Source organism: Caballeronia sp. ATUFL_M2_KS44 (assembly GCF_023630965.1).
GTDB lineage: Bacteria > Pseudomonadota > Gammaproteobacteria > Burkholderiales > Burkholderiaceae > Caballeronia > Caballeronia concitans.
The window spans coordinates 14,771-39,412 of record NZ_JALQEA010000014.1; the positions used below are offsets into that span (position 1 = coordinate 14,771).

The window sequence follows — 24,642 nt, forward strand, 5'->3', positions numbered from 1 at the left end:
TCTTGCTGCGGATACGGCTTGCTACACTGTTCTCATTCCCTTCCGCGATAAAAAAATCCCATGCCCGTTTATGACTACGAGTGCGCGCGATGCGGCACCTTCGAAGCAGTGCGACGCATCGCCGAACGCGATGACCCCGCTTCCTGTCCCGGTTGCGGCGAGATTGCCGGACGCGTGACGATCGGCGCGCCGACCGTGGGCGGCAGCGGCAAGGACTCGCTCGCATCCGAGAACGTCGGCGGCTACGGCATGCGTCACGTCGGCGGCTGTTCCTGTTGCTGAAACGGCCATCGCTTGCGAACGCGCGGCCATGTTTCGGGCGCGGCGGGCATGGCCGTTGCAAACCATCCGGAACGCGCCGCGCGGCGTATCATGCAAATCGGCACTTCGCTCCACGCTCAAAGGCCCGCGAAGACATTGCGCTTCATGCGCCGGCTTGCAGGTTCGTCGCACACACTGCGGTCAGCGTTTCCCCAACGAAAACAGGAGGTGAAGGATGGCGATTGAGTTCAGCGGGCGGCGTCACGTCGTGGCGGCGGCGCGAGTCGCATTCGAAGCAACCGTCGACGGACGCGAAGTCTGGTGCAGCGTTTCTCTCGACGCGCTCAACGATCACTTCGGCAACGCCGGTACGTCGTCGCATTCGATGCTGAGCGCGTTCGAAGGCGGGCGCGTGGAAATCGAGGAAGCCGCGCGGCGGACGCTCGAGCGCAATGGCGGCCAATCCGTCGAACTCGAAACGAACGATTTCAATCGACGCAGTTAACGGCTGTATCGGCCGGACCGCGTTTGGCCTTCGCGCGCCCGTTGCGGCGCGTGATTCAACTGGCCGACGCGACCGGCTTTTTGCGATCGGCGAAACCGCGCTCGCCGATAAGTTCATCTAACGATAGAAAGCGCTATGCAGTAACGCCTTGCTTCAATGCACCGCGCATGCATTCACCGTTGCTTCAGTTCATGCAGTAGCGACAATCAGCCTACCCACACACAAGCGCAATCACCGCGCATAAAACCGCGTCAACACATCCACGAGCCACCATATCGGACACGGCTTGCGGCACACGCCGTCGTAACCGGCTGTTTGCAGCACATCCGGCGGATCGCGCACCTCGTCGCCGCCGAACGCGATGACCAGCCGCTGCTGCGTATCGGCTTGCTCTCGCAGCATGCGCACGAGCGCGTGGTCGAACGTTCCGGGCCGCGCCTGTCCGCCCGCCACCCTGCCGAGACGCGTATCGACGAACACCGCTTGCGGGCGCCACGTCGACGCCAACTCGATGGCACGCTCCTCATCGCTGGCCTGCACGGCTTCGAAGCCGCGCATGGCGAGCAATAGCGCGAAGGAGTCGCCCACGTTGGGTTCCGCGTGCACGATAAGCACGCGCCGCGGCTGAAGCATCCCCGCGGTGCGTTGCGTCCAGATTTCGCGGCGGCCCGTCCGCGCCCAGTTCGATTCTCCATCCATGTTCGTTCGGCACGGCGATGAGCGCCGCTGCCTAACCAACTATGAGCAAGGACGAGGCCCGCCGCGCGCGTCCGGTCGTTTTAGCGCTGTTCAGCGCGAGATCAGCAAGCCGACGATCAGCCCGCCGATCGCGGCCATGGTGATCGCCTTCCACGGGTTGTCGTGGACGAAGTCGTCGGTGCCTTCGGTGACGCGGCGGTATCGCGCGGCGGCGACGTCCTGTGCGCCGGAAATCACGCGCTTCGCCCGCACGCCCGCCGATGCAGCGTCCGGATGAAAGCGGCTGCCCTGCCCTTCCGACGCGGCGGATGCCGGCTGCGCGAGCACGGCGGGACTGTCGCCGCCTTCCAGCGCGCTGCCGTGCACGTGCGCGGGCGAGCGTGTCGGCACGTTCCTGACCGGCCGATGCGCCGCGCCCGGCGCAAGCGAGCTCACGTTGCCGTCGTTGCCGTGTTCCATGCCGGGGCCGAGGGCCGCTTCCATCGCGTTGGTCACCGTGCTGCGCGATAGCGGCGGTTCGGGCGGCTGCGCGGCCGATGTTTCGGCGCTGCCGTTCGGCGCGCTACCCGATGCCATCCCCGATGCGTTGCCGTTTGCTTGAGCCATGACTTCCTCTCCTGTATGCGTCGTTTGCCGCATTGGCGAATCGATGCGCGTCATCACGACGCAAGAGTCGCACCGGAGCGCCGCGCGCGCCAGTCATCCGTTCGGCATAGGCGAAATGCACGGCGCGGCGGCGCGCATATCGCAATTTCTTTCACATACCGGTGAGAATTGCTCGTTTGCCGCGTAACGCCCGCCCGCCTACGATGACTCTCCTGTCAGGCGAAGCATGTTTCGTTTCACGCCGCGCCGAAGCATTCGCGCCGCGCCCGCCCCTACCATGGCTTCGCTCCCGACTCTTTTGCAAAGCCCGCCATGAACCCTGTCAATCTCGCTCAACTGCTCGTTCTCGCCGCGCTGTGGGGCGGCTCGTTTCTGTTCATCCGCGTCGGCGTGACCGATTTCGGCGTTGCGCCGCTGATGGCGCTGCGCGTGGGCATCGGCGCGCTGTTTCTGCTGATCGTGCTGGCGCTGCGCGGCTCGCCGCGTGCGGCCTTCGCGACGATGCGGCAACGCGCGTGGCCGCTCATCGTCGTCGGCGTGTTCAATTCGGCCGCGCCGTTCTGTCTTTTTGCTTATGCCGAGCTGACGCTGTCGGCGGGCGTCACGTCCGTCATCAACGCGACGACGCCGCTCTGGGGCGCGCTCGTCGCCTTCCTGTGGCTGGGCGACCGGTTGAGCCGCCTGCGCGTCGCGGGACTCGCGATCGGCTTCGCGGGCGTGCTCGCGCTCGTGTGGGACCAGATGTTCGTCCACGATGCGAGCGCCTCCGCCATCACGCCTGCGAGCACCGCGCTCGCCGCGCTGGCGGCCCTTGCGGCGACGCTCTGCTACGGCATCGCGGCGAGCTACACGAAGCGGCATCTGATGGGCGTGGATTCGCTGACCGTCGCCGCCGGCACGATGACCGCCGCGACGCTCGTGCTTATGCCGTTCGCGCTGGCGTCGTGGCCGGCGGGGCCGGTGTCGATGAATGCGTGGGGTGCGGTGCTCGGGCTGGGCGTCGCATGCACGGGCGTCGCGTACATGCTGTTCTTTCATTTGATCGCGGTGGTCGGGCCGGCGCGGGCCATCACGGTGACCTTCGTGATTCCGATCTTCGGCATTTTGTGGGGCGCGCTGTTCCTCGCCGAACGCGTGTCGATCGGCATGGCGGCGGCGTGCGGCGTCGTGCTCGCGGGCACCGCGCTCGCGACAGGCGTCGTCAGCCGCGTGCCTTCGTGGCGCGCGCGTCGGCGGGAATGCGTGAAGCAGTGAGCGCGTTCGCCGCGCGCGATACGCCGATCAGCGCCACAGCCGCGTAAGCGGCCCGTCTTCGCCGCCGACGGGATCGCTATCCGGAAACGGCAGCGCCTGCATGGCGCGGAGTTCGTCGTCGTTAAGGGCGCTGCGCCGGATGTCCCATTGCTGATCCGGCGGATACGCGCCGATCACCTGGAAGCGGCGACCGCTCGTCAGCAGGCAATGGCCGGTGCCGGCGGGCAGGATGAGCGCATCGCCGGCGCGCACGGCAATCACGCGTCCGCGCGGACCGCCGATGATCAGCTCCGCTTCCCCCGACGCCACGCCCAGCGCCTCGTGCGCCGTCGAGTGGAAATGGTGATAGTCGAAGACGCCGTCGCGCCACTGCGGCGGCCAGCCGTTCTGCGCGAAGAGCGCTTCGAAGCGGCTGCCGCAATCGCGTCCTTCGGGATCGACCGCGCCCCGCCACAGCAACACCGGCAAGCGCGCGTTGTTCGGCACCCAGTCGTTGGCGGCGAGCATGAAGTGCTCGCAATGGGCGTCGGCTGCCAGAAGCGTTTCGGATTGCACGGCCATGGTAGGTTCTCCGCGAAGGGTTACCGTGGCGCAGCAACGGCTGTTCCCGTCGCGATTCCGCACATTGTTCGAGCGTCGTGTGCGCAAGCACCGACGCACCGACGCCCTCCCGATTACCGCCCGTGCCAGTGCCCGTAACCGCCGAACCCGACGCCCACCGAAACCGACGGCGCGTAATACGCCGGCCCGTACGCATAACCGTAAGCGGGCGCGTAGCCATACGCCGGTGCGGGCGCATAACCGTAAGGCGGCGCATAGACGCAGCCGCCGAGCGCCGCCGCGAGCGCGAGCGTGACCGGCAGCACCAGCAAGCGCCCGACGCTGCGCCGGGGTCGTATCGTTGTTGATCGCTTATTCATGAAAGGTCTCCCGCCTGATTCTGGCTTACCAGTGCCGATATCCATAGCCGCCGTGATGCGCGTACCAGTCGCGGCGGTTCCAGTAGCGCGCGCCGTCCCAGTACCGGTCGCCATGCCAGCCGATGACGATCGCCGGCGCGGGCGCCACGACCACCGGCGCGGGCTGATAGACGACAGGCGGCGCCGGCTGATACACGACGGGCGGCGGCGGAGGCGGCGCGGGTTGCTGCTGCACGTAAGCCGGCTGCTGCTCGACATAAGCCGGTTGCTGCTGTTCGACATACACGGGCGGCGGCGCGGCATAAACCGGCGCGGCGGCGACAACCGGCACGCCGAGATCGACCCCGATGCTCACGTGCGCCATCGCTGCTTCGCAAGCCAGGCCCGCGCACGCAACGATCGAAACCCCGATGAAACCCTTGATTTTCATTTCTTCCTCTGCCGATAAAGCCGCCATGGGAATGCGGCCATGAATCCATGTTATTCGCGGCCCGCCGGGCTTGCGTTACAACGCCTGTAACAGATGTGAACGCTGAAACGAACGGTCGCGCGGAGCGGCGCAAGACGGCATGGAGGGCGCACGGCGTTGCGCCTGCGCATCGGCTCGTGGGATAGTGCGGGCTTCGTCGAAAGCGGATGGCCGAATGGACCTGTTGCGGAGCATGCGGATTTTCACGCGCGTCGCGGAAGCATCGAGCTTCACTGCGGCGGCGCAGCAGTTGGACATCACCACCGCGCAGGCGTCGCGCGCGGTCACGGAACTGGAGACGCATCTGCGCACGCGGCTTCTGAATCGCACGACGCGGCGCGTCGCCCTGACCGATGCCGGCAATCGCTATCTCGCCCGCTGCAAGGAGGTGACGGCGCTCGTCGATCTGTCGGAAGCCGAGGCCAGCAACGCGCAAGTGTCGCCGAGCGGCGTGCTGCGCATGCACGCGCCGATCACCTTCGGGCAGCACTATGTCGTGCCTGCGCTCACGCGCTATCTCGACGCGCATCCGCAAGTGCGCGTGGAATTGACGCTCTCGCAGAACGTGCCCGACATGCTCGACGAAGGCTACGACGTCTTTCTGCAGATCACGACATCCACGTTGCCGGATTCGGCGCTCGTCTCGAACCGCATCTGCTCGATGCCGAGCGTGCTGTGCGCGTCGCCGCGCTATCTGGAGCGCGCGGGCGTGCCGCGCACCATCGACGATCTGCCGAAACACGCCTGTCTTCAACTCGTAACCGCGTTTTTTCCAGTCGATCGCTGGTTCTTCGACGGGCCGCAAGGCAGCGTCGAAGTGGAATTGCCGCCTGGCCGGTTGCGCGTGAATGCCGCCGATGCGCTCGCCGTCGCGGTCACTGACGGCCTGGGCATTGCGCCGCTCCCGGCGCTTTCGGTGCAGCCGTTGTTGAAGAGCGGCGCGCTCGTGCGTGTGCTGCCGGAATGGGAACTGCAGACCATGACGATCTACGCGATGTACGCATCGCGCCAGTATCTCGACGCGAAGATCAGGACGTGGGTGGATTTCCTGCGCGTTTTCGTCGATGGAACGCTGCGGACCGAGCGGGCCTGAAGCATCTCAAGCACCCTTCCCCACGATTCCGATCACCGGCATCAACCGCCCCTTCATCGCCGCGCGCACCGTGCCGACGACCAGCATTCCGATGACGATGTTCGCCGCGACGAACGCCATCGGCGCGATCCACTCGACGGGGCCTTGCGCGCCGCGTTCGAGCATGCGGATGGCCATCGTCGGCAGCGCGGCGGCGCCGAAGCTGAACGCCCAGTAAGACGGCGTGAAATCGCGCTGACGAATCCACGGGACGAGACGCGCGAGCATCAGCGCCTGATACAGCCCGTAGCCGAGCAGCATGTAGGCGAAGAGATCCGGCGCGCCGTGCGTGATCGCGAGATACGACACGCCCCCGACGACCGGCGGCGCAAGCTGGATGCCGAGGGTCGGGCGCAACGCCTCGGGCAGCGGATCGTGCGTCGCCGCGCGATGCAGCACCATCGATTCGATGGCGAGCCACGAAAACACGCCCGCGCCGAAGAACAGCGCGCCGGCTTGCGTCCAGCCGAGGCCCGCGGCCGCCGTGCCCGCGACGAAGCTCGGCGCGACCGTCGGCAAATAGACGGCGGGCGTCGTCAGTTCGGGCTTGCGGCCGCCTTGCCAGAAGCGTCCGTGGAGATACGCGCCGAGCGCGAGCTGGCTCGCCACGCCCGCGAGGAAAAGCGCGACGGCAAGCCCGCGCGAATAGTGCTGAACGGCTTGCGCGGCGAGCATCGTCGAGACCGGCGCGAGCGCCGCAAACGACGATTGCACCGGATGCCGCATCTCCGCGATGGCATCGTCGCGTCGCGTGAGCCACTTGTGCGCGTAGGCGGCCATCAGCAGTATCCAGACGGCGAGCGCGGCCACGGTCAGCAAGGCCGGCACGGATTGCGGAATCGCCCAGACGTTCGCAGCCGCACGCCACGCGCCCGCGAGCGCGAGCGAACCCACCGCGATGCCGAAGAACGCGGCGGGCATCGGTGCCTGATGGTGCGCGGAAAGATCGGTGTTCATGGTGCCCTCTCCTGTTCGAAGGACGCGGCAAACGCGGATGCGTTCGTGCGTCGTTGAAGAGAGCTTAGGGGCGAAGGCCGCCGGCGCGAATGTCGCGGCGTCTCGTTCGAATGCTCGAACGTCTCAATCGCCGCCGCGCATCTTCACCGCGATGTCGTGCCAGTCGCGCACGGCATCTCTGAGTTCGTGGCACAGATCCGCATCGAGCGCGTGAAGCCGCGTCCAGAGGTTCGCGAGCGCGTTCTCGCGCGCCTGATAGACGGCCGCCGCCGCGAGCTTGCTCGCGCCGCGCAGACGCGCTTCGGCATCGACGCAATCCATGTAGAGATGCGCGACGTGCTTATCGGCAAGTTCGGCGGGCCGCAGTTGCACGGCTGTAAAGCGTGGCTTCATGGCGTTCCCCGGTGTCGTGGCTTTGTTTTTATGCGCTTTCGCGGCGACAGTATGCGGGCGGCGCGTTTCGTCTGACAAGCGGCATCGCTTGCGCAGTGTGTGCGCGGGAACGTCAGGCGTTTGGCGTACTCATTTCCGCCGCGCGACACGCATCAGCACCACATACAACAGCGCGCCCGCCGCCGCGCCGATCAGCCAGCCGAGATTGTTCGCGGGCAGAAGTTTCAAAAGCTGCGTCGACAATTCCCAGCCCACTGAAATCACGCCCGATATGACGAGCGCCGCGAGCCCGACCTTGTTCCATCCGCCGTCGTAGTAGAAGCGCGCGCCGGGCTGCATCGTGTAGAGTTCGGCGGCGTTCACCTGCTGGCGCTTGACGAGGTAATAGTCGGCCATCATCACGCCGTACATCGGCGCGAGCACCGCGCCGAAGACCGAAACGAAAATGGTGATCGCCTTCGGGCTGTCGACGAAGATCCACGGACACACGAGCACCGCGAGTATCGACGCGATCAGCCCGCCCTTCTTGAAGTCAACGTGCTTCGGAAAGAGATTGGCGATGTCGTATGCCGGCGAAACGAAGTTGGCGACGATATTGATGCCCATCGTCGCGATGATGAACGTGATGCTGCCGATGGCCACCGCCACCTTGTTCTCGATGCGCGAAACGATTTCCACCGGGTCCATGATCATCGCGCCGAAGACCTTCTCGCTGCCCGCCGTGACGATCACGGTGATGATCGCGAATGCGAGGAAGTTGAACGGCAGGCCGAGAAAATTGCCGATCTTCATCTGCCGCTCGCTCTTCGCGAAGCGCGAGAAGTCGCCGAAATTCAGCAGCAGCGCCGCGAAATAACTCACGACGAGCAGCGTCGCGTTGACCATCGCGTGTAGTTGCTCGTCGCCGGGCAGCACCTTGCCGGACAGCGTGAGATCGAGACTGCCGAGGCCCGCGCGATACAGAATCCAGCCCATCAGAAAGAACATCACGACATACACGGCCGGCCCGCAGAAGTCGATGAACTTGCGGATGATCTCCATGCCGCGCTGAAAGATGATGAGCTGCAGCAGCCACATGAAGAGAAAGCTGATCCAGCCGAGCATGTCGAGCCGCAGAAAGCTCGAATCGCGCAACGCAATGGCCGACGGCACGAAGAGCAGCAGGAGCGTCGCGACCGCCTTGGAAGCGAAATATGTCTGCACGCCGTACCACACGATGCCGACCACGCCGCGAATGAGCGCGGCGAGATTCGCGCCCATCACGCCCATCGAGACGCGCGCCATGACCGGGAACGGAATGCCGTGCACGAGGCTCGGCTTGCCGACCCAGTTCATCAGCACATAGACGATGAGAATGCCGATGGTCATCGCGAGCAGCACTTGCCAGCCCGACAGTCCGAGCAGGAAGAGGCTCGCCGCGAACGTGTAGCCGCCGACGCTGTGCACGTCCGACATCCACATCGCGAAGATGCTGTAGCCGGTCCACGTTCGGCGCGTGCGCGGCACGGGCGCGAGGTCGTGGTTATAGAGGCGCTCGTCGGCATTGACGACTTCGATGTCGGCGCCTGCGCCGAGCGCGGAGGAATCGGCTACGTGCGAAGCTGGCATGACCGTCTCCCTGGCCGAAGCGTCATGCGCGATGCATCACGTTCGGCAGACAAAAGAAGCCGCGATGAACATTCGGAAACCGGACGGCTCGCTCCTTCACGCGCTCACGACTCGTCGCGCCAGCCGTCGATTCAAGAGTAATGCATGACGCCGCAAAGGTGAACGAAGCGCGCGCGCTCAAGTAAAGCCGCGTCGCTGCCGATATGCGGGCTATGAGAAAAAAACGCCTATCCTCCCGCGATTTGGGACCCGCGCCGAAAGAACTGCCACAGGCCGTTCTGGGGGACGCGTTCGCCGCCGCCGCCGAAGCCCTCGCGCTCTTTTGCCGGCTGCGTAACATCGAAGCAGCGGCTCTGCCCGCCGGGGAGATCGATACGCTCCTCGATATCGCGTTCGAAGAAGCCGCGCAGCAGGCCGCCGCGCGCAACACGTCGCAGCAACACCCTTAAGGTCGACTGAAGCCACGCCTCAGGCGCGCAATTTGCTCCGCGACGCACTATCTTTCCCCCAATGAGGCAGGCGGGCAGGACATCGCGCCCATCGCCGCAATAGCGCGCGTCGCGGAGGTCCCATGTCGAAGATTCTCGGCCCCGTGCTCGGGCCTCAGCTTTACAGCGTCGCGCGCGATCCGTTCGGCTTTCTCAAGCGCACGATCAAGGCGTTTCGCGCGAACCAGGGCATGCTGCTCGCGGGCGCGGTCGCGTATTACGCGCTGCTGTCCATCGTGCCGCTTTTGATCCTGATCGTGATCGTGCTGTCGAAGTTCGTCGGGCAGCGCGAGTTGCTCGAAACGCTCGCGCATCTGCTCGAATGGCTCGTGCCCGGCCAGGCGCGCGCCATCGTGAACGAACTCGCCAACTTTCTGACGCATCGCGCGGTCATCGGCTGGCTGCTGCTCGTCACGATGATCTTCTTCAGCTCGCTCGCGTTCACCGTGCTCGAGAACGCGATGTCGGTCATCTTCGTGCATCGCGTGGCCGTCCGGCGACGGCATTTTTTGCTCTCCGCGCTCCTGCCTTACTGCTACATCCTCTTTCTCGGCGTCGGCATGCTGATCGTCACGTTCGTGTCGAACGGCCTTCAGGCGATGGGCGACAACAGCGTCATGCTGCTCGGCGTCGAAGTGTCGCTGAAGGGCGCATCGCGCTTGCTGCTCTATCTGCTCGGCGTCGCGGGCGAAATCTTCGTGCTGACGTCCATCTATCTCGTCATGCCGGTGGGACGGCCGTCGTTCCGGCTCGCGCTGCTCGGCAGCGTGACGGCCGCGATACTGTGGGAAATCACCCGGCACGTGTTGGTCTGGTACTTCGCGACGCTCTCGCAAGTGAGCGTCGTGTACGGGTCGCTGACGACATCGATCGTCGTGCTGTTCAGCCTCGAAGCGCTCGCGACGCTGCTGCTTTTCGGCGCGCAGGTCATCTCGGAGTTCGAGCGCTTCGGCTTGCCTCAGCCTGAAAAACCACAACCGTTCACCACCGATCAAGCGCCGCGATAAACGATGAAATACCATGTCGAGTCTGTGCGGAATGCAACCAAACGCGCGATGCCTGCTCTGAGGAATATCTCGGATGTCCGCTGGCCTGGTCGATGCTACGGTACTATTCGATATTTGCACGAACGCGCATCGCCGGATCTCATAAGCGATGCCACACGTGGCCACGCAGGCCATCACGTTCAGTCATTTTTGCCCTGTTCGAGCACGCTGCAACGAGTCGTTTTTTCCGGCTTGCAACGTGAGTTACACGCGCGAGGCGGAGTCAAAAGCATTCGCTTCGCATCACGTCATTCATTCGAATGGCATGCGCCGCGACACGCTCGCCTGTGCGAACGTTGCCGTCCGGCGCTTCACCTGTATTTTGCGGCGGGCCGCATTGCGCACCGGATGAATCGAGCGCCTGCCGCCGTCGACGAACATGTTCTGGAGCGCTGCCATGCCTCAACACGCTGAGCTACCCGAAGAGCCGTTCGCAGGCGGACTCAGTCCTGCGAACGATCCGTCCGTGCCGGCATCGCCGCCCGAATTCCTCGGCGATTTCGACGAAGACGCCCAACCCGCGCGCACGCCGTTGCGCTTCGGACGGCTCGCGTTGTGGATGGCGTCGGCAAGTGCGCTCGGCATCGGCGTGCTCGGCACCGTCGCGTACAGCATGTGGTTCAACCACGACCAGCGCGTCTACGCCGAAGCGATGACGAGCGCGCGCCAGACGCTCGGCATCGATCAGCCGGTGCTGGCGGCCACGCAATCCTCTGGCGTGGTCGAAGCGGCCGCGACGACGCCGCGCATCGAAACCACCCCGCTCGCCGACAACCCGCCAGCCGATACATTGGACCGGCCAAGGCTCAGTCCCGTCGCGGCAGCGTCGACGGCCATCGCGCAGGACGATGGCGCGCAGCGCCGTGCAACACCGGCGGCCAGTCGCGCGAGCCGTGCATCGGACAAGCCGGTACGCACGGCGCAAGCGAACCACGGCGCCCGGCGTCATGCGCAAGGCGAACGGGCCGAGCCCGGACTCTTCGCGCGCGTGGGCGCGTTCTTTCATCGAGTGAGCTATCGACGCAATGCCACATCCGGTCAGCGAGAGGAATATTCCCGTCCGTGACGACGACGCGTTCACGGCGCGCGCACGGCACGCCCTACGCGCCGCACGCGCCTACGCCCGGCGCGTGCGCATTCCCGGCCCCGCGCCGATAGCCGGCGTCGCGCTGGTCTGTCTCCTGATCGGCCTCTTGTTTCTCGCGTATCAGGTCCGCGCGATCTTCTCCGCGCAACTTCAACAGGAATACATCGGCCTCGTGCTCGAAGCCGTCGAACGCGCGGATACGGCGCGTGCCTCGACGCTCGCGCTGCAGGACGCCCCGCCCGACGATACCCCGCATCGCGCGGCCTATCGCGATGCGCGCGCCGAGTTCGCCGCGCGGCTCGCGAGCCTGCATGCGCTCATCGCGTCGAGTCCCGACCCTGCGCCCGCGCTGCCCGCCGAGGTGCTATTGCCCACATCGGACTTTCAGGCGGCGAGCAGCGCGCTCGATTCCGCGTACCTCTTCTGGCGCAACGAACGCGATCGCGCCAGCGCCGATGTGCGCGCGCGCATCGTCAGCGTGTCGCATACGCTGATCGCGTTGTCGTCGATCGTATTCGGCGTGTTGATCACCGCGCTCGGCATGTATGCGAAGCGCAATCGCCAGCTCGTCGGCATCTCGAGCGAATTCGAGCATGCGTCCCTGCACGATGCGATGACCGGCCTGCCCAATCGCCGCAAGCTGTTCGCCGCGCTCGAAGAGACCGCGGAGCAGCTCGGCCACGGCGCGACGGCCAAGCGCATCGCGGTGCTGTATATCGATCTCGACGGCTTCAAGCGCGTGAACGATACGCACGGCCACCGCATCGGCGATGAGTTCCTGATCGCGGTATCGCGGCGCTTTCGTCAGACGGTGCGCAATAGCGATGTCGTCGCGCGCATTGGCGGCGACGAATTCGCGGTACTGGTGCGGGAGTTTTCGAGCGATCTGGAACTGGCCGCGATCGCGCAGCGCATCATCACGTGCGTGGCGGAAACCGATGGACGCATGGACTTGTCGCTCGTGCGCGCGAGCATCGGTATCGCCACGTATCCGGATCGCGTGACGGATTACTGGCGGCTCGTCGCCGCCGCCGACGACACGATGTACGCCGTCAAACGCAACGGCAAGAACGCCTTCGCGTTCGCATCGCCTGCGGCGGAAGCTGCATGAAGCGGTGTGAAGCTGCTTAGGCCGCCGCGCGCAAGTCCTCTTCGCCGCCGAGCGCTTCCGTAAGCGCCGCAAAGAGGCGCGCGAGTTCGCCCGTCATGAGCAGGAAGTCGGATTCGAAGCGCTCGTCGTCATTGGCCGCGGTGGGATCGGCGGCTTCCTTGATGACGTCGAGCGGCGTCACGCGCTTCAACATGAGCGAAGGCGTGAGCACGAACGACACGCGGTCGTCCCATGTCATCGCGAGACGCATGCACTGCTTGCCCGCTTCGATATGCCGGCGCATGTCCTCGGCCTCCAGCGCGTGGCCGACATAACGCACCGTCGCGTTGCCTTCGCCGGCCGAACGCAGTTCGGTATCGCGATCGAGCGTGAAGCCCGCGGGGGCGTCGCCCGTCAGGAGCCATTCGGTCATCGCCGACACCGGCGAACGCGCGGGCCGCACGCTCGCAAGCGGCAAGTCCGTGACCGACTTCACCAGCAAGCCGATGATGTCGTCCGCGACCGTCGCCGACGCCGCGTCGATGGCGAGCCATCCATTCACCGGATCGATCCACACGCGCGTATCGCGGCGAATGCTGAAGGCGCGCGGCAGGAGTTCATCGGTCACTTGCTCCTTCAGTTCGCGCATCTGCTTGCGGCCCGGCTTGAAGCCCTGCTGCTCTTCGAGTTCGAGCGCGCGTTCCTTGGTGAACTGCGTGACGACCGACGCGGGCAGCAGCTTCTTCTCCGCGCGATACGTGATGAGCATCTGCTTGTTGATCGTGTAGACGAGGGCATCGTCGCCGCGCGGCGAGACCCAGCCGCGCCGCTCGTTCTCGACGCTCGACGCCGCGCTGAAGGCGAGCGGCGCGAGCCATTGCTGCATTTGATCGGCCGTGACGGACCAGTGAGCGGGAAGACGATGAAGCTGAAGATTCTTGAACCACATGGCGGCGCTTTCGATGTTGTTCGGAAAAGCGGGCCATTCTATACGACGCGCGCCGCATCATGCAGCGTCATTCTTCGACACGCCGGCGCGCCGGCACGATGCGCCATTTCAGGTTCACGCCCGCTGCCGCGAGCAGAATGAGCGCCGCGCCCGCCACTTGCAGCCACGCGAGACGCTGCCCAAACGCGAGCCAGTCGACGACGATCGCGACCACCGGATAGATGAACGAAAGCGCGCCGGTCGTGGCCGTCGGCAGCTTCTGGATCGCGCCATAGAGCAGCACGTACATGAGGCCCGTATTCATGATGCCGAGCACGATGAGACACGCCCAGCCGCCGATGCTCGCAGGCGCGGCATCGAAGCGCGCGAAGGGAGCGAGCATCGCGATACCGAGCAACACATGCAACATGGCGATGAGATGCGGCGGCGTGTCTTTGAGGCGCTTGGTGATGATCGACGATATCGCGTAGAGAAAGGCCGCGCCGAGCGCATACGCAATGCCTTCGAGATAGCGCCCCGGCATGGCCAGCACGGCGGGCTCCACGCGCACCACCATCACGAGTCCGACGAATGCAACGCCGAGCCACGCGAGCGTCGATGCCGATATGCGCTCGCGCAATACGAGCGCCCCGAGCGCGACGAGCATGAAGGGTTGCGTGTTGTAGACGGTCGTGGCCATGGAGATCGACGCGCGCGAATACGCCGCGAAGAGCAGCAGCCAGTTGCCGACGATCGCGACGCTGCCGAGCGCGACCCACGCGAGCATGCGCCACGAGAAGTAGCGCTTCTTGAGGAAGCCGAGCATGGCGCACACGGCGACGAGCGTGGCCCCGCCGAACACGCAGCGAAAGAACACGACGTTCCATGTGGACTGTCCCGACGATACGACGAGCCAGCCGATGGTCCCCGACATCAGCATGGCGAGTGTCATTTCGATGGCGCCTCTGCGATGGTCGCTGGCAGTTTGCGTCTGGCTCAGTGCGCGAGTGTTCATGGCGGCGATGCGAATACGGTTTCAATGACATGAAGTCTATCGATGCGCGCAACCGAAAACCATGCCTAAAATAAGGCACTTTGTGTTTATCACCTTGCTTTCGAAGGCCGACATGCAGAAAAACCTCAGTGGGCCGCAACCGGGCATCGACGCGATCGATCGGGCGCTGATCGGCGTGCTCGCAAGCGACGGTCGCATCGCCGTGAGCGAGCTTGCGAAGCGCATCGGCTTATCCGCGCCGAGCACGGCCGAGCGCATGCGCCGGCTCGAAGCGCAAGGCGTGATACGCGGCTTCACCGTCGAGATCGATCCATCCGCGCTCGGCTACACGCTGCAGGCCATCGTGCGCGTGCAGCCGTTGCCGGGCCAGTTGCATCTCGTGGAGGAATCGATACGGCGCATTCCGGAGTTCGTCGAATGCGTGAAGGTCACGGGCGACGACTGCTTCGTCTGCCGCCTGTATCTTCGTTCCATCGAGCATCTCGACGATATCCTCGCGAAGGTCACGGATCGCGCCGCGACGAGCACCGCCATCGTGAAGACGACGCCCATCGAGCGCAGGCTGCCGCCGCTTTGAAGAGATCACATTCGACGCATGGAACGGCGCTACACTAAGGGCTGCCTCATGCTCTAGCGAGGGAGCATCCGATGATCGAGTACGACGCCACGCACACGTTTCGCGGCCTGCCGCTCACGCCCGAGCAGGATGCCGAAGTCAGGCATTACATCAAGAAGAAAAAGCAGCGTGGCGAGCCCTGGGACACGCCCGAACTCGCGGCGATGCTGCACGACATGCTGGAACCGCCCGACGACGACGCATCCGGCGAAGACGCCGACGACGACACGCGCGCTTTCGCGGAGCGCGCGTCCGCATCCATCGATGAAGGTATCGACCCTATCGAACACAGCGAGGAATGGCACGCGGCGATGGAAGCGGAAGCGATGAAAGGGCCAAGACGCTGAACAAAAAAACACGCCGGTGAAAACCGGCGTTTCATGCACGCAAGCCAACTTCGATTCAACGCCTGTGATGCATCCAGTCGCGCGGCGGATGCGTGTCCAGCCAGCGCGCTTTGGGCGGGTGGATATGCGGGTGCCTGTGATGCATGATCAGAATCACGACGGCGCATAGCACCACCACGACTCCGACCATCAGGCTGATCATCGGCTCGGTCATCGCAACCTCCTTCGGGTCCAAGAGGACGACGCTTTCATTGTAGATGCTTCGGCGTCGTCGATGCGCGTTGCATCGGCGCATGCTTTGTATTGCGTAATCCCTTATAAGCGGCCCGGCGCAATCGGCGCGTGCGTGTCCTATAGTGCAGAGGGACCGCTCATTGGGAGAATCGACATGGCGACATGGAAGCCTGATCCGAGCTTCTACCCTTCCCCGCGACTCGCGGCCAAGGCGCCGCGCGAAACGCTCGCCTATGTCGCGACGTTCGATCCCGAACGCAAGACGCCCGACAAGCTGGCCGTCGTCGATGTCGATCCCGAATCGCCGAACTATGCGCGGATCGTGGGCGAACTCGCGATGCCCGATGTCGGCGACGAACTGCATCACTTCGGCTGGAACGCGTGCTCGTCGTGTCTGTGCCCGAACGCGCCGCATCCGCATATGGAGCGGCGCTATCTCGTCGTGCCGGGGCTGCGTTCGTCGCGCATTCATATCGTCGATACGAAGCCCGATCCGAAGAGCCCGGTCATCGTCAAGACGATCGAGCCGGACGAACTCGCGGAAAAGACCGGCTATACGCGGCCGCATACCGTTCATTGCGGGCCGGGCGGCATTTATGTGAGCGCGCTCGGCGACGCGGAAGGCAAGGCGCCCGGCGGCGTGCTGATGCTCGATCAGCAGAGCTTCGATCCGCTCGGCCGCTGGGAAGTGGAACGCGGACCGCAGCGGCTCGCCTACGACGCATGGTGGCATCTCGGTTACGACACCATGGTCACGAGCGAATGGGGCACGCCCGACACGTTCGAAAACGGCCTCGTGCCCGAACTGCTATTGGGCGCGAAATACGGGCGCAAGCTGCATTTCTGGGACTTGACCAAGCGCAGGCACGTGCAGGAAATCGATTTCGGCGACGAGTATCAGCTCGTATTCGAACTGCGTCCCGCGCATGATCCGACCAAGGCCTATGGCTTCGTCAATTGCGTGATCAGCCTGAAGGATTTGTCGTCGTCGATATGGACGTGGTATCGCGACAAGGACAAGTGGGCCGTGAAGAAGATCATCGACATTCCCGCCGAACCCGCCGACGCCTCCGTGCTTCCACCGCTCTTGCAAGGCTTCGGCGCGGTGCCGCCGCTCGTGTCCGACATCGATCTCTCGATGGACGACCGCTTTCTCTATGTGTCCTGCTGGGGCACCGGCGACATGCTGCAATACGACGTCTCCGATCCCTTCGCGCCGAAGCTCACGGGCAAGGTGCGCATCGGCGGCATCGTTTCACGCGCGACGCATCCGGGCGCGAGCAACGGCAAGCTCAACGGCGGCCCGCAAATGGTCGAAGTGAGCCACGACGGACGCCGCGTCTATTTCACGAATTCGCTCTACGGTGCGGTGGATGCGCAGTTCTATCCCGAAGGCATCGATGGCTGGATGGTGAAGCTCGATGCCGGCGCGAATGGCGGGCTGACTGCCGACGAACGCTTCTTCATCGACTGGCCGAAGGGACATCGCCCGCATCAGATCCGGCTGCAAGGCGGCGATTGCTCGTCGGATTCGTATTGCTATCCATGATGCATCGCGCGAGCGCGGCCGCATGAATACCGCCACGCCCGCGCTGTGGCTCACCGCTGCGGGCCTCGGCGCGTTTCATGGCGTCAATCCCGCAATGGGCTGGCTCTTCGCGCTGGCGTTGGGCCTCTACGCGCATAGCAAGCGCGTGGTGTTGCTCTCGCTCGTGCCGATCGCGCTCGGTCACGCGCTATCGGTTGCGCTCGTGCTCGCGGGCGTGCTCACGCTCGGGTCGGTCGTCGGTCACGAAACGCTCGCGCGCGGCTGCGGTGCGCTCTTGATCGGCTGGGGCGCATGGCGTGCATGGCGCGGACATCGCGGGCGGCCGGCTGTCGGCATGCGCACCGGTCTCGCGGGACTCGCGTTGTGGTCCTTCGTGATGTCGAGCGCACACGGCGCGGGCCTCATGCTCGTGCCCGCGTTGCTGCCCTTCTGCGGTGGTGCGGCGGGCAACACATCGGCGGCGCTCGAAGCGGGCGCGCTCGCGCTGTCGATTCATACCGTGGCGATGCTCGCGGTCATCGCCGCCATCTCGCTCTTCGCCATGTCGATGCACGAACGCGCGGGCTTAGGGTTTCTGCGCACGGGCTGGATCAACGTCGACTGGCTCTGGAGTGTGGCCCTCATCGCATGCGGCGCATGGCTCTTCGTATAACGTCGATGCCCCGTTTCGATGCAATCGCGCGTGGCGGACACCGGCAGAAGTTAGGCGGCTAACGCCTACTGCAGGCGATTGCGCAGCGCGCGGCGTCTCGGCAATATCGCCAAAAACGGCCAGCAGAAAAAACATCATTCGATAACGAGTCGATAAAAAACAGGGGACTCCGAATGCGCGAGATTTCATACGAAGCACAGACCGTCAATTCAGGCAATCCGCTCGCGCGTTTCGCGCATCGAACGCGAATGACGATGGCGACCGATCTCGTCACCGGCCTTTGCCCGATGCGCGGCACGGTCGTCGATTTCGGCGCGGGGCCGGGGCTTTTTCTGCATGCGCTCGGCGAAGCGCGGCCCGACATCACGCTCATCGGTCACGACAAGTTCATGGCGCCGACGTTTCCGGAAGTGAAGTATGCGGAATCGCTCGACGGCGTGGCATCGCATAGCGTCGACGTGCTGACGTCGTTCGAAGTCTGCGAGCATCTTTACGCGAGCGAAGTCCACGCCCTCCTCGACGATGCCGCGCGCATCCTCAAGGCGAACGGTACGCTCGTTATTTCGGTGCCGATCATGTATGGCCTTGCGATCGCGCCGAAGGTATCGAACTGGATGATTCGCAGCCGCACGCTGAAGTCCGAATACACGCCCGCCGAGTTGCTGAAGTCGATGATCGGCATCCGCGTGGAGCGGCCCGACAATCCGCGCATCACGCATAAAGGCTTCGATTTCCGCGAATTGCGCGATGTGGTGAGCGAACGCTTTTCCATCGATGCGGCGCATGTGAGTCCAGTTCCAAACGCACCGTGGTGGATTAGTTCGCAGTACTTCATGATCTGCCGTCCGCGCGGGAACGTTTGATAGCAGTTGATAGCTCTCACTCTCGCGCCGAGACTTCTTCGGCGCGAGGCAACTGATCCGTGGTCCATCCTCCGCCGAGCGCCTTCACGAGGGCAACGCTCGCGTCCATTCTGCGCTGCTCGATGCGCACCGCCGCGCGCTGATCCGACAGCACCGTCGCCTGCGTCACGACGACATTGAGATACGTGATCGCCCCGTTTTCATAGCGATTGCCGATCTTGTCGAGCGCACGCTTGGCGGCATCGACGGCCTGGCGTTGTGCATCGCTTTCACGGCGCAGCACGTCGAGCGCATTGAGATTGTTTTCGACCTGACCGAACGCGCTCAGCACCGTTTGCCGATAATCCGCGACGCTCTCGTCATATGCCGCGCGCGCTGCATCGCGTGCCGCCGCACGGCCGCCGAAGTCGAGCGCGGTGAACGCAAGCTGCGGCCCGAGCGACCAGAAGCGGCTCGGCGCCATCAGCCATGAACTGAAATGCGTCGCTTCGAGACCGCCGGTCGCGGCGAGCAGAAGGTTCGGAAAGAACGCGGCAGTCGCGACGCCCACGCGCGCGTTCGCTTCTGCAACACGCCGCTCCGCAGCCGCGATATCCGGCCGGCGTTCGAGCAACGCCGAAGGCACCGCGAGCGGCAACGCAGCCAGCGCCGCGCCGGGATGCGGCACATGATCCGCATTGAGCGGCGCGACATCGAGCGTGAAAGTCGATGGCGGCTCGCCGACGAGAATCGCAATCGCGTTGACGAGACTCGCATGCGTGGTTTCGAGGTCGATCAATTGCGCCTGCGTGGCGCGCAACTGCTCCTCCGCTTGCGCGACATCCGATTCCGCCGCGGCGCCGCCTTCGAAACGGTCGCGCGTCAAGGCAAGCGCCTTTTCGTAGGCTTGCAATGTTTCCTGAAGCAGGCGCTCTTCTTCTACCGTGCCGCGCAGATCGAAGTAGTTGGTCGCAAGCTCGGCCTGCATCGAGAGAATCGCGCTTTGCAAGTCGGCGGCGCTGGCCTGCGCTTCGGCGCGCCCGCCTTCGACTGCACGCGAGATGCGGCCCCACAGATCCGGCTCCCATGAAACCTGTGCTTCGACGAGATAGTCGGGCACGGTCTTCCCCGCGCTCGACCGATACAGCACATTCGACGATACCCGCGACTGATTGAACGATGCATTCGCGGTGATCGTCGGAAAGAACGCGGAACGCGCTTGCGCAACGGCGGCACGCGCGCCGCGATAACGCGCGGACGCGGCGGCGACGTTTTGATTCGAAGCGATCACGCGTTCTTCGAGCGCGTTCAATTGCGGATCGCCATAGACTTCCCACCACGGCGCGCGCGGCTTTGCGTCGGCAGGTTGCGCGGACTTCCAGTCTCGCGGCGATACCGCTGCATCCGCTGGTATCGTCGACTTGTATGAGGCAGGCGTCGCGACTTCGGGGCGCACGTAGTCGGGGCCGACCGCGCAGCCGACAAGGCTCATCGATACGAGCGGCAGTATCCAGCGCGTCGGCTTCATGATCGTTCGTTCGACTTATTATTTTTTTCTTGCCCGACGCGCACCGTCGCACCATCGATGATCGAATCCGGCGGATTGACGATCACGCGTTCATCGCCATGCAATCCCGAAACGATGGATACACGCGTGCCGTAGTCGGTGCCGAGCGTGATCGGCAAGAGCTTCACGCGATTGTTCGCATCGACGCTCGCCGCATGCACGCCGTCCGGCCTGAACAACAGCGCGTTGCCCGGCAGCGTGTACGACGGATTCGCGCTCGTCAAACGGAAACGCACTTGCGCATAGGCACCTGCGAGCAAGTCGCCGGTCGGATTCTTCACATCGACTTCGACGCGCATCGTGCGTGCAACCGGATCGACGGCGCCGGCCGTGCGCACCGTCACGCCGTCGAACTTGCGATTGCGTTCCTCGTTCAACAGCAATTCCGCGGGCATGCCGACCGTCACCATGCGCGCATAGGCTTGCGGCACATCGACGAATACGCGCAGCGTCGTCGCGTCCTGAATGTGAAAGAGCTCGCGTCCCGCCGCGCCGCTGCCCGCATCGATCAACTGGCCGACATCCGTGTTGCGCGCGGTGACGACGCCATCGAAAGGCGCATAGATCTTCTGGAACGACACGAGTTGTTCGAGCCGCGACACGTTCGCCTGCGCGGCGTTCAACGCGGCTTCCTTCGCCAACATGTCGCCGTTCTTCTCGTCGGTCTCCTGGCGCGATACCGAATTGTTCTTCGCCATCTGCGTCCAGCGATCCGCCGTCGTCTTCGCGAGCAGATAGTTCGCGCGCGCCGTTTGCGCATCGGCGCGTGCCTGACGGAGTTGATCGTTGGTTTCGGGCGCATCGATCTCCGCAAGCAACTGGCCCTTCTTCACCTTGCTGCCGATATCGACGGTCCAGCGCTTCAGATAACCGTTCGTGCGCGCGAAGATCGGCGCATCGGAGAACGCGCGGATATCGCCGGCAAGCAAGAGATCCTGCGTCGGCTTCATGCGCATGGGCTTGATGACTTCGACCGTCAGCATGCCGTGCTCGTTGGCATCGCGCACGAGTTCGGCGTGTTGACTATGCCGCGACCAGATGCCTTGCGCGACGATGCCCGCCACGACCAATAGCGCGATCACGAGCCCTATGCGCCCGCGCTTGCCGCTCACCGAACGTTGCGTCAACTGCTCTTCCATTCATGCTCCGTCAATTCAGGACTGTGCTTCGTTCATGCGTTCGTCGCGTTCGTTGCGTTGGTTCCGCGCTTCGATGCGCTTGTAGACCACCGAGAACACCACGGGCACGAAGAACAATGTCGCGATGGTGCCGACCGCGAGGCCGCCGATCACCGCGCGGCCAAGCGGCGCGTTTTGTTCGCCGCCTTCGCCGAGGCCGATCGCCATCGGCACCATGCCGATCATCATCGCGAGTGCGGTCATCAAGACGGGACGAAAGCGCGTGTAGCCGGCTTCGAGCGCGGAACGCACTGCATCGCCATGTTCGGCAAGCGCAGAACGCGCAAAGCTCACCACGAGAATACTGTTGGCCGTTGCAATGCCGATGCACATGATCGCGCCGGTCAATGCGGGAATGGAGAGCGTCGTGTGCGTGAGAAACAGCATCCACACGATGCCCGCGAGCGCGCCCGGCAATGCAGTGATGATGATGAACGGATCGAGCCACGACTGAAAATTCACGACGATCAGCAGATACACGAGCACGACCGCGAGAATCAGCCCGAGCGCAAGGCCGGAGAACGACGTGTTCATCGTTTCCACTTGTCCGCGTATGTCGATGGACGAGCCTTTCGGCAACTGTCCGCGCGATTCGTCGATGATGCGTTGCACGTCGTCGGACACCGCGCCGAGATCGCGCCGCTCGGTGGTCGCATAGAGATTGATCGTCGTCTGCGCGTTGTAGTGATAGACAACCGCATCGCGCGAGCCGCGTGAAAGCGATGCAAGCGCGCCGAGTATGTTCGTCTTGCCGCTCGCGGATGTGACCGGAATATTGGCCACCGATTGCAGTGAGTTCATGTCGTATTGCGGCGCGGACGTGATGACGTTATAGCTCACGCCATTGACCGGATTGAGCCAGAACGTCGGCGTCGTCTGCTGGCTGCCGGAGAGCGTGATGAGTAGATTGTTCGCCACGTCGCGTTGCGTGAAGCCCGCTTGCAAGGCCTTCGTGCGATCCACTTCCACGTTGATCGAAGGAAGATCGGAAGGCTGCTGAATGCGCGCATCGACGAGACCGGGAATGCGGCGAATCTTCTCGAGCAAGTGATTGGCGAACTCGCGGTTTCCCCGAACGTCGCGTCCCGTGATGGCGATATCGATCGGTGCGGGCAAGCCGAAGTTGAGAATCTGACTCGTGATATCGGCGGGCAGAAATGAAAACGTCACGCCGGGAAACTCTTGCGGCAAGCGCTTTCTCAGATCGCGAATGTAATCGTCGGTCGGTGCGTGATCTTCATTCAGTGTGATGAGCACGTCGGCATCGGCTGCGCTCACGGTGCCCGTGTTGTTATACGAGAGGTTGATGCCCGACACCGGCAAGCCCATGTTGTCGATGACCGAATGAATCTCCTTGCGCGGAATCAGTTCGCGTATGCGATTGTCGACGCGGTCCGTGAGCGCCGCTGTCTCTTCGATGCGCGTGCCGGTCTTCGTGCGCATATGCATGGCGATGACGCCCGAATCGACCGACGGAAAAAAGTCTCGGCCAAGAAACGGCGCGAGCGCAAGCGAGAGCAAACAACATCCGAGAAAGATGGCAGCGAAGCGCCCCGGATGCACGAGCCGTGCTTCGAGAAACGCGCGATAGCGGCCGCGCACGGCTTCGAAACGCCGCTCGAAACCGAGGTGAATGCGCACGAACGGATTGCGCGATCCCTTCATCGATTCGACATCGCCGCCCATGTGCTCATGATGACGCAACAGGTACTTGGCAAGCGTCGGAATGAGCGTGCGCGAGAAGAAGTACGACGCGAGCATGGCGAAGACGACGGCCTCGGCCATCGGCACGAATAGATAATGCGCGACGCCTGTCAGCAGGAACATCGGAATGAACACGATGCAGATGGAGAGCGTCGAGACGAGCGTGGGCACGGCGATCTGTTGCGCGCCATCGAGAATGGCTTGTTCCAGTTCCTTGCCCTGCTCGAGATTCTGGCTGATGTTTTCGATCGCGACAGTTGCATCGTCGACCAGAATGCCGACCGCCAGCGCAAGGCCGCCCAGCGTCATGATGTTGATCGTCTGGCCGATCGCCGAAAGCGCGACGATGGACGTGAGCATCGAGAGCGGAATGGAGATCGCGATGATGAGCGTCGCGCGCCAGCTCCCGAGAAAGAGCAGCACCATGGCCGCGGTGAGTCCCGCTGCGATGACCGCTTCACGCAGCACGCCCGATACCGATGCACGCACGAACAACGATTGATCAGCGACGGGTTCGATCTTAAGCGATTCCGGCACCATGCCGTGCAACGTCGGCAAGAGCTTCTTCACGCGCGCGACGATATCGAGCGTCGATGCGTTGCCGCTCTTGTTGATGGTCAGAAGCGAAGCACGCGTGCCGTCGACACGCACGATATTGGTCTGCGGCTGAAAACCATCGCGTACATGCGCGACGTCCTTGATATAGATCGTGCCGCCTGGGCCGGTGCGAATGGGGATATCGTTGAGCCCTTCGATCGTGTTCGGGCTCGCATTCAGACCGACTGAATATTCCATCGAGCCGATCTTCGTCGTGCCGGTCGGCAGGATCAGGTTCTGCGCGCTGATCGCATTGACGACATCGGTCGGTGCAAGGTTCTTGGCCTGCAGCTTTTGCGAATCGATATCGACCATGATCTGCCGCTGCTTGCCGCCATACGGCAACGGCACGGAAGCGCCCTGCACGGTCGCGAGCTGCGTCTTGAGGAAGCTGTTGCCGAAGTCGTAGAGCTGCTGCTCGGTCAGTTCCGCCGACGACAATGCGAGCCGCAGTATCGGCACCGTCGATGCGTTGAAGCGCAGGATGTTCGGCGGCGTGATACCGGGCGGAAGCGAGCGCAACTGCGTTTGCGAGAGCGCGGTTATCTCGGCGATGGCTTCATCGACGTTCGCGTTCGGCTGGAAATAAATGCGAATGACCGCGATGCCCGGCAGCGATTCGGATTCGATGTGCTCGATGTCGTTCACCGCCACCGAAAGACCACGCTCGTAATTGAGCGTGATGCGGCGCTCCATCTGGTCGGGCGGCAAGCCCGTGTATGTCCAGATGACGCTGACGACCGGAATGTCGATGTTCGGAAAGATGTCGGTCGGCGTGCGCAGGATGACGAGCGGACCGATGATCAGCAGCAGCAGCGACAGGACGATGAACGTGTACGGGCGTTTGAGTGCAAGTCTTACGATCCACATCGAATTTCCGCCTGCCCCGTTTGATTTT

General features: G+C 63.9%; 28 protein-coding genes. 14 read left to right on the plus strand and 14 right to left on the minus strand.

The window, feature by feature from the left end; genetic code table 11:
* The first annotated feature begins 60 nt into the window (after positions 1–60).
* A complete protein-coding gene (locus tag NCR39_RS07150; RefSeq protein ID WP_250451572.1) occupies positions 61–282 on the plus strand; it encodes an FmdB family zinc ribbon protein in 222 nt (73 codons plus the stop codon).
* A 214-nt stretch (positions 283–496) separates the two neighbouring features.
* Entirely contained in the window at positions 497–766 is a 270-nt protein-coding gene (locus tag NCR39_RS07155; protein ID WP_250451573.1) for a DUF1488 family protein, read from the plus strand.
* A gap of 231 nt (positions 767–997) precedes the next feature.
* On the opposite strand, the gene NCR39_RS07160 is transcribed toward NCR39_RS07155, so the two are convergent.
* Both NCR39_RS07160 and NCR39_RS07165 read right to left on the minus strand, forming a co-directional pair.
* Positions 998–1,465, minus strand: a complete 468-nt coding sequence (locus NCR39_RS07160; RefSeq protein ID WP_250451574.1) for a response regulator — start codon at positions 1,463–1,465, stop codon at positions 998–1,000.
* A 90-nt stretch (positions 1,466–1,555) separates the two neighbouring features.
* A complete protein-coding gene (locus tag NCR39_RS07165; protein ID WP_250451575.1) occupies positions 1,556–2,071 on the minus strand; it encodes an ElaB/YgaM/YqjD family protein in 516 nt (171 codons plus the stop codon).
* A 312-nt stretch (positions 2,072–2,383) separates the two neighbouring features.
* Here NCR39_RS07165 and NCR39_RS07170 point away from each other — a divergent pair, with 312 nt between their 5' ends.
* Entirely contained in the window at positions 2,384–3,325 is a 942-nt protein-coding gene (locus NCR39_RS07170; RefSeq protein WP_250451576.1) for a DMT family transporter, read from the plus strand.
* A 27-nt stretch (positions 3,326–3,352) separates the two neighbouring features.
* Here the strand turns inward: NCR39_RS07170 and NCR39_RS07175 are convergent, their stop codons facing one another.
* The 3 genes from NCR39_RS07175 to NCR39_RS07185 form a co-directional block, all read right to left on the minus strand.
* A complete protein-coding gene (locus NCR39_RS07175; RefSeq protein ID WP_250451577.1) occupies positions 3,353–3,886 on the minus strand; it encodes a cupin domain-containing protein in 534 nt (177 codons plus the stop codon).
* A gap of 113 nt (positions 3,887–3,999) precedes the next feature.
* Positions 4,000–4,245 (minus strand): hypothetical protein, encoded by a 246-nt coding sequence (locus tag NCR39_RS07180; protein WP_250451578.1) that lies wholly within the window; start codon positions 4,243–4,245, stop codon positions 4,000–4,002.
* 25 nt (positions 4,246–4,270) lie between these two features.
* Positions 4,271–4,675, minus strand: a complete 405-nt coding sequence (locus tag NCR39_RS07185) for a hypothetical protein (protein ID WP_250451579.1) — start codon at positions 4,673–4,675, stop codon at positions 4,271–4,273.
* 214 nt (positions 4,676–4,889) lie between these two features.
* Here NCR39_RS07185 and NCR39_RS07190 point away from each other — a divergent pair, with 214 nt between their 5' ends.
* Positions 4,890–5,807: a LysR family transcriptional regulator gene (locus NCR39_RS07190; RefSeq protein WP_250451580.1), complete on the plus strand. Its 918-nt coding sequence runs from the start codon at positions 4,890–4,892 to the stop codon at positions 5,805–5,807.
* Positions 5,808–5,813: 6 nt separating this feature from the next.
* On the opposite strand, the gene tehA is transcribed toward NCR39_RS07190, so the two are convergent.
* The 3 genes from tehA to NCR39_RS07205 form a co-directional block, all read right to left on the minus strand.
* On the minus strand, positions 5,814–6,803 hold the full coding sequence (tehA, locus tag NCR39_RS07195) for a dicarboxylate transporter/tellurite-resistance protein TehA (RefSeq protein ID WP_250451581.1): 990 nt from the start codon (positions 6,801–6,803) through the stop codon (positions 5,814–5,816).
* A 123-nt stretch (positions 6,804–6,926) separates the two neighbouring features.
* On the minus strand, positions 6,927–7,196 hold the full coding sequence (locus tag NCR39_RS07200; protein ID WP_250451582.1) for a hypothetical protein: 270 nt from the start codon (positions 7,194–7,196) through the stop codon (positions 6,927–6,929).
* Between the two features lie 129 nt (positions 7,197–7,325).
* Entirely contained in the window at positions 7,326–8,804 is a 1,479-nt protein-coding gene (locus tag NCR39_RS07205) for an NCS1 family nucleobase:cation symporter-1 (RefSeq protein ID WP_250451583.1), read from the minus strand.
* A 212-nt stretch (positions 8,805–9,016) separates the two neighbouring features.
* On the opposite strand from NCR39_RS07205, the gene NCR39_RS07210 reads away from it, so the two are divergent.
* The 5 genes from NCR39_RS07210 to NCR39_RS07230 all read left to right on the plus strand — a co-directional run bounded on the left by NCR39_RS07210 (position 9,017) and on the right by NCR39_RS07230 (position 12,536).
* A complete protein-coding gene (locus NCR39_RS07210; RefSeq protein ID WP_250451584.1) occupies positions 9,017–9,253 on the plus strand; it encodes a hypothetical protein in 237 nt (78 codons plus the stop codon).
* Positions 9,254–9,375: 122 nt separating this feature from the next.
* Positions 9,376–10,299, plus strand: coding sequence for a YihY/virulence factor BrkB family protein (locus NCR39_RS07215; RefSeq protein WP_250451585.1), 924 nt, complete (start codon positions 9,376–9,378; stop codon positions 10,297–10,299).
* 157 nt (positions 10,300–10,456) lie between these two features.
* Positions 10,457–10,690 (plus strand): hypothetical protein, encoded by a 234-nt coding sequence (locus NCR39_RS07220; RefSeq protein WP_250451586.1) that lies wholly within the window; start codon positions 10,457–10,459, stop codon positions 10,688–10,690.
* Positions 10,691–10,735: 45 nt separating this feature from the next.
* On the plus strand, positions 10,736–11,404 hold the full coding sequence (locus tag NCR39_RS07225) for a hypothetical protein (protein ID WP_250451587.1): 669 nt from the start codon (positions 10,736–10,738) through the stop codon (positions 11,402–11,404).
* Positions 11,405–11,468: 64 nt separating this feature from the next.
* Positions 11,469–12,536, plus strand: coding sequence for a diguanylate cyclase domain-containing protein (locus NCR39_RS07230; RefSeq protein ID WP_250451649.1), 1,068 nt, complete (start codon positions 11,469–11,471; stop codon positions 12,534–12,536).
* Positions 12,537–12,552: 16 nt separating this feature from the next.
* Here NCR39_RS07230 and NCR39_RS07235 read toward each other — a convergent pair whose 3' ends face one another.
* Both NCR39_RS07235 and NCR39_RS07240 read right to left on the minus strand, forming a co-directional pair.
* Positions 12,553–13,464 (minus strand): recombination-associated protein RdgC, encoded by a 912-nt coding sequence (locus NCR39_RS07235; protein ID WP_250451588.1) that lies wholly within the window; start codon positions 13,462–13,464, stop codon positions 12,553–12,555.
* Positions 13,465–13,531: 67 nt separating this feature from the next.
* Complete coding sequence (locus tag NCR39_RS07240; RefSeq protein ID WP_250451589.1) at positions 13,532–14,458, minus strand: DMT family transporter; 927 nt, start codon at positions 14,456–14,458, stop codon at positions 13,532–13,534.
* Positions 14,459–14,570: 112 nt separating this feature from the next.
* On the opposite strand from NCR39_RS07240, the gene NCR39_RS07245 reads away from it, so the two are divergent.
* Positions 14,571–15,035 carry an Lrp/AsnC family transcriptional regulator gene (locus NCR39_RS07245; protein ID WP_040048580.1) on the plus strand — a complete coding sequence of 155 codons (465 nt, stop codon included), beginning with the start codon at positions 14,571–14,573 and terminating at the stop codon, positions 15,033–15,035.
* 71 nt (positions 15,036–15,106) lie between these two features.
* On the plus strand, positions 15,107–15,421 hold the full coding sequence (locus NCR39_RS07250) for a hypothetical protein (RefSeq protein ID WP_250451590.1): 315 nt from the start codon (positions 15,107–15,109) through the stop codon (positions 15,419–15,421).
* A gap of 55 nt (positions 15,422–15,476) precedes the next feature.
* On the opposite strand, the gene NCR39_RS07255 is transcribed toward NCR39_RS07250, so the two are convergent.
* A complete protein-coding gene (locus tag NCR39_RS07255) occupies positions 15,477–15,635 on the minus strand; it encodes a hypothetical protein (protein WP_250451591.1) in 159 nt (52 codons plus the stop codon).
* Positions 15,636–15,809: 174 nt separating this feature from the next.
* Between NCR39_RS07255 and NCR39_RS07260 the strand changes: the two genes are divergently transcribed.
* The 3 genes from NCR39_RS07260 (at position 15,810) to NCR39_RS07270 (ending at position 18,719) form a co-directional block, all read left to right on the plus strand.
* Positions 15,810–17,204, plus strand: a complete 1,395-nt coding sequence (locus tag NCR39_RS07260; protein ID WP_250451592.1) for a selenium-binding family protein — start codon at positions 15,810–15,812, stop codon at positions 17,202–17,204.
* A gap of 22 nt (positions 17,205–17,226) precedes the next feature.
* The gene (locus tag NCR39_RS07265) at positions 17,227–17,856 is read left to right on the plus strand and encodes a hypothetical protein (protein WP_250451593.1); all 630 of its coding nucleotides are present in this window, start codon (positions 17,227–17,229) and stop codon (positions 17,854–17,856) included.
* Between the two features lie 173 nt (positions 17,857–18,029).
* Positions 18,030–18,719: a class I SAM-dependent methyltransferase gene (locus NCR39_RS07270; RefSeq protein WP_250451594.1), complete on the plus strand. Its 690-nt coding sequence runs from the start codon at positions 18,030–18,032 to the stop codon at positions 18,717–18,719.
* Between the two features lie 16 nt (positions 18,720–18,735).
* On the opposite strand, the gene NCR39_RS07275 is transcribed toward NCR39_RS07270, so the two are convergent.
* Genes NCR39_RS07275 through NCR39_RS07285 form a run of 3 tightly spaced genes read right to left on the minus strand, consistent with a single transcriptional unit; the run spans position 18,736 to position 24,614 of the window.
* Entirely contained in the window at positions 18,736–20,226 is a 1,491-nt protein-coding gene (locus NCR39_RS07275; protein WP_250451595.1) for an efflux transporter outer membrane subunit, read from the minus strand.
* The gene (locus NCR39_RS07280; protein ID WP_250451596.1) at positions 20,223–21,404 is read right to left on the minus strand and encodes an efflux RND transporter periplasmic adaptor subunit; all 1,182 of its coding nucleotides are present in this window, start codon (positions 21,402–21,404) and stop codon (positions 20,223–20,225) included. Before NCR39_RS07280 ends, NCR39_RS07275 begins: the two co-directional genes overlap by 4 nt.
* 15 nt (positions 21,405–21,419) lie before the next feature.
* The gene (locus NCR39_RS07285; RefSeq protein ID WP_250451597.1) at positions 21,420–24,614 is read right to left on the minus strand and encodes an efflux RND transporter permease subunit; all 3,195 of its coding nucleotides are present in this window, start codon (positions 24,612–24,614) and stop codon (positions 21,420–21,422) included.
* Positions 24,615–24,642: the final 28 nt, after the last annotated feature.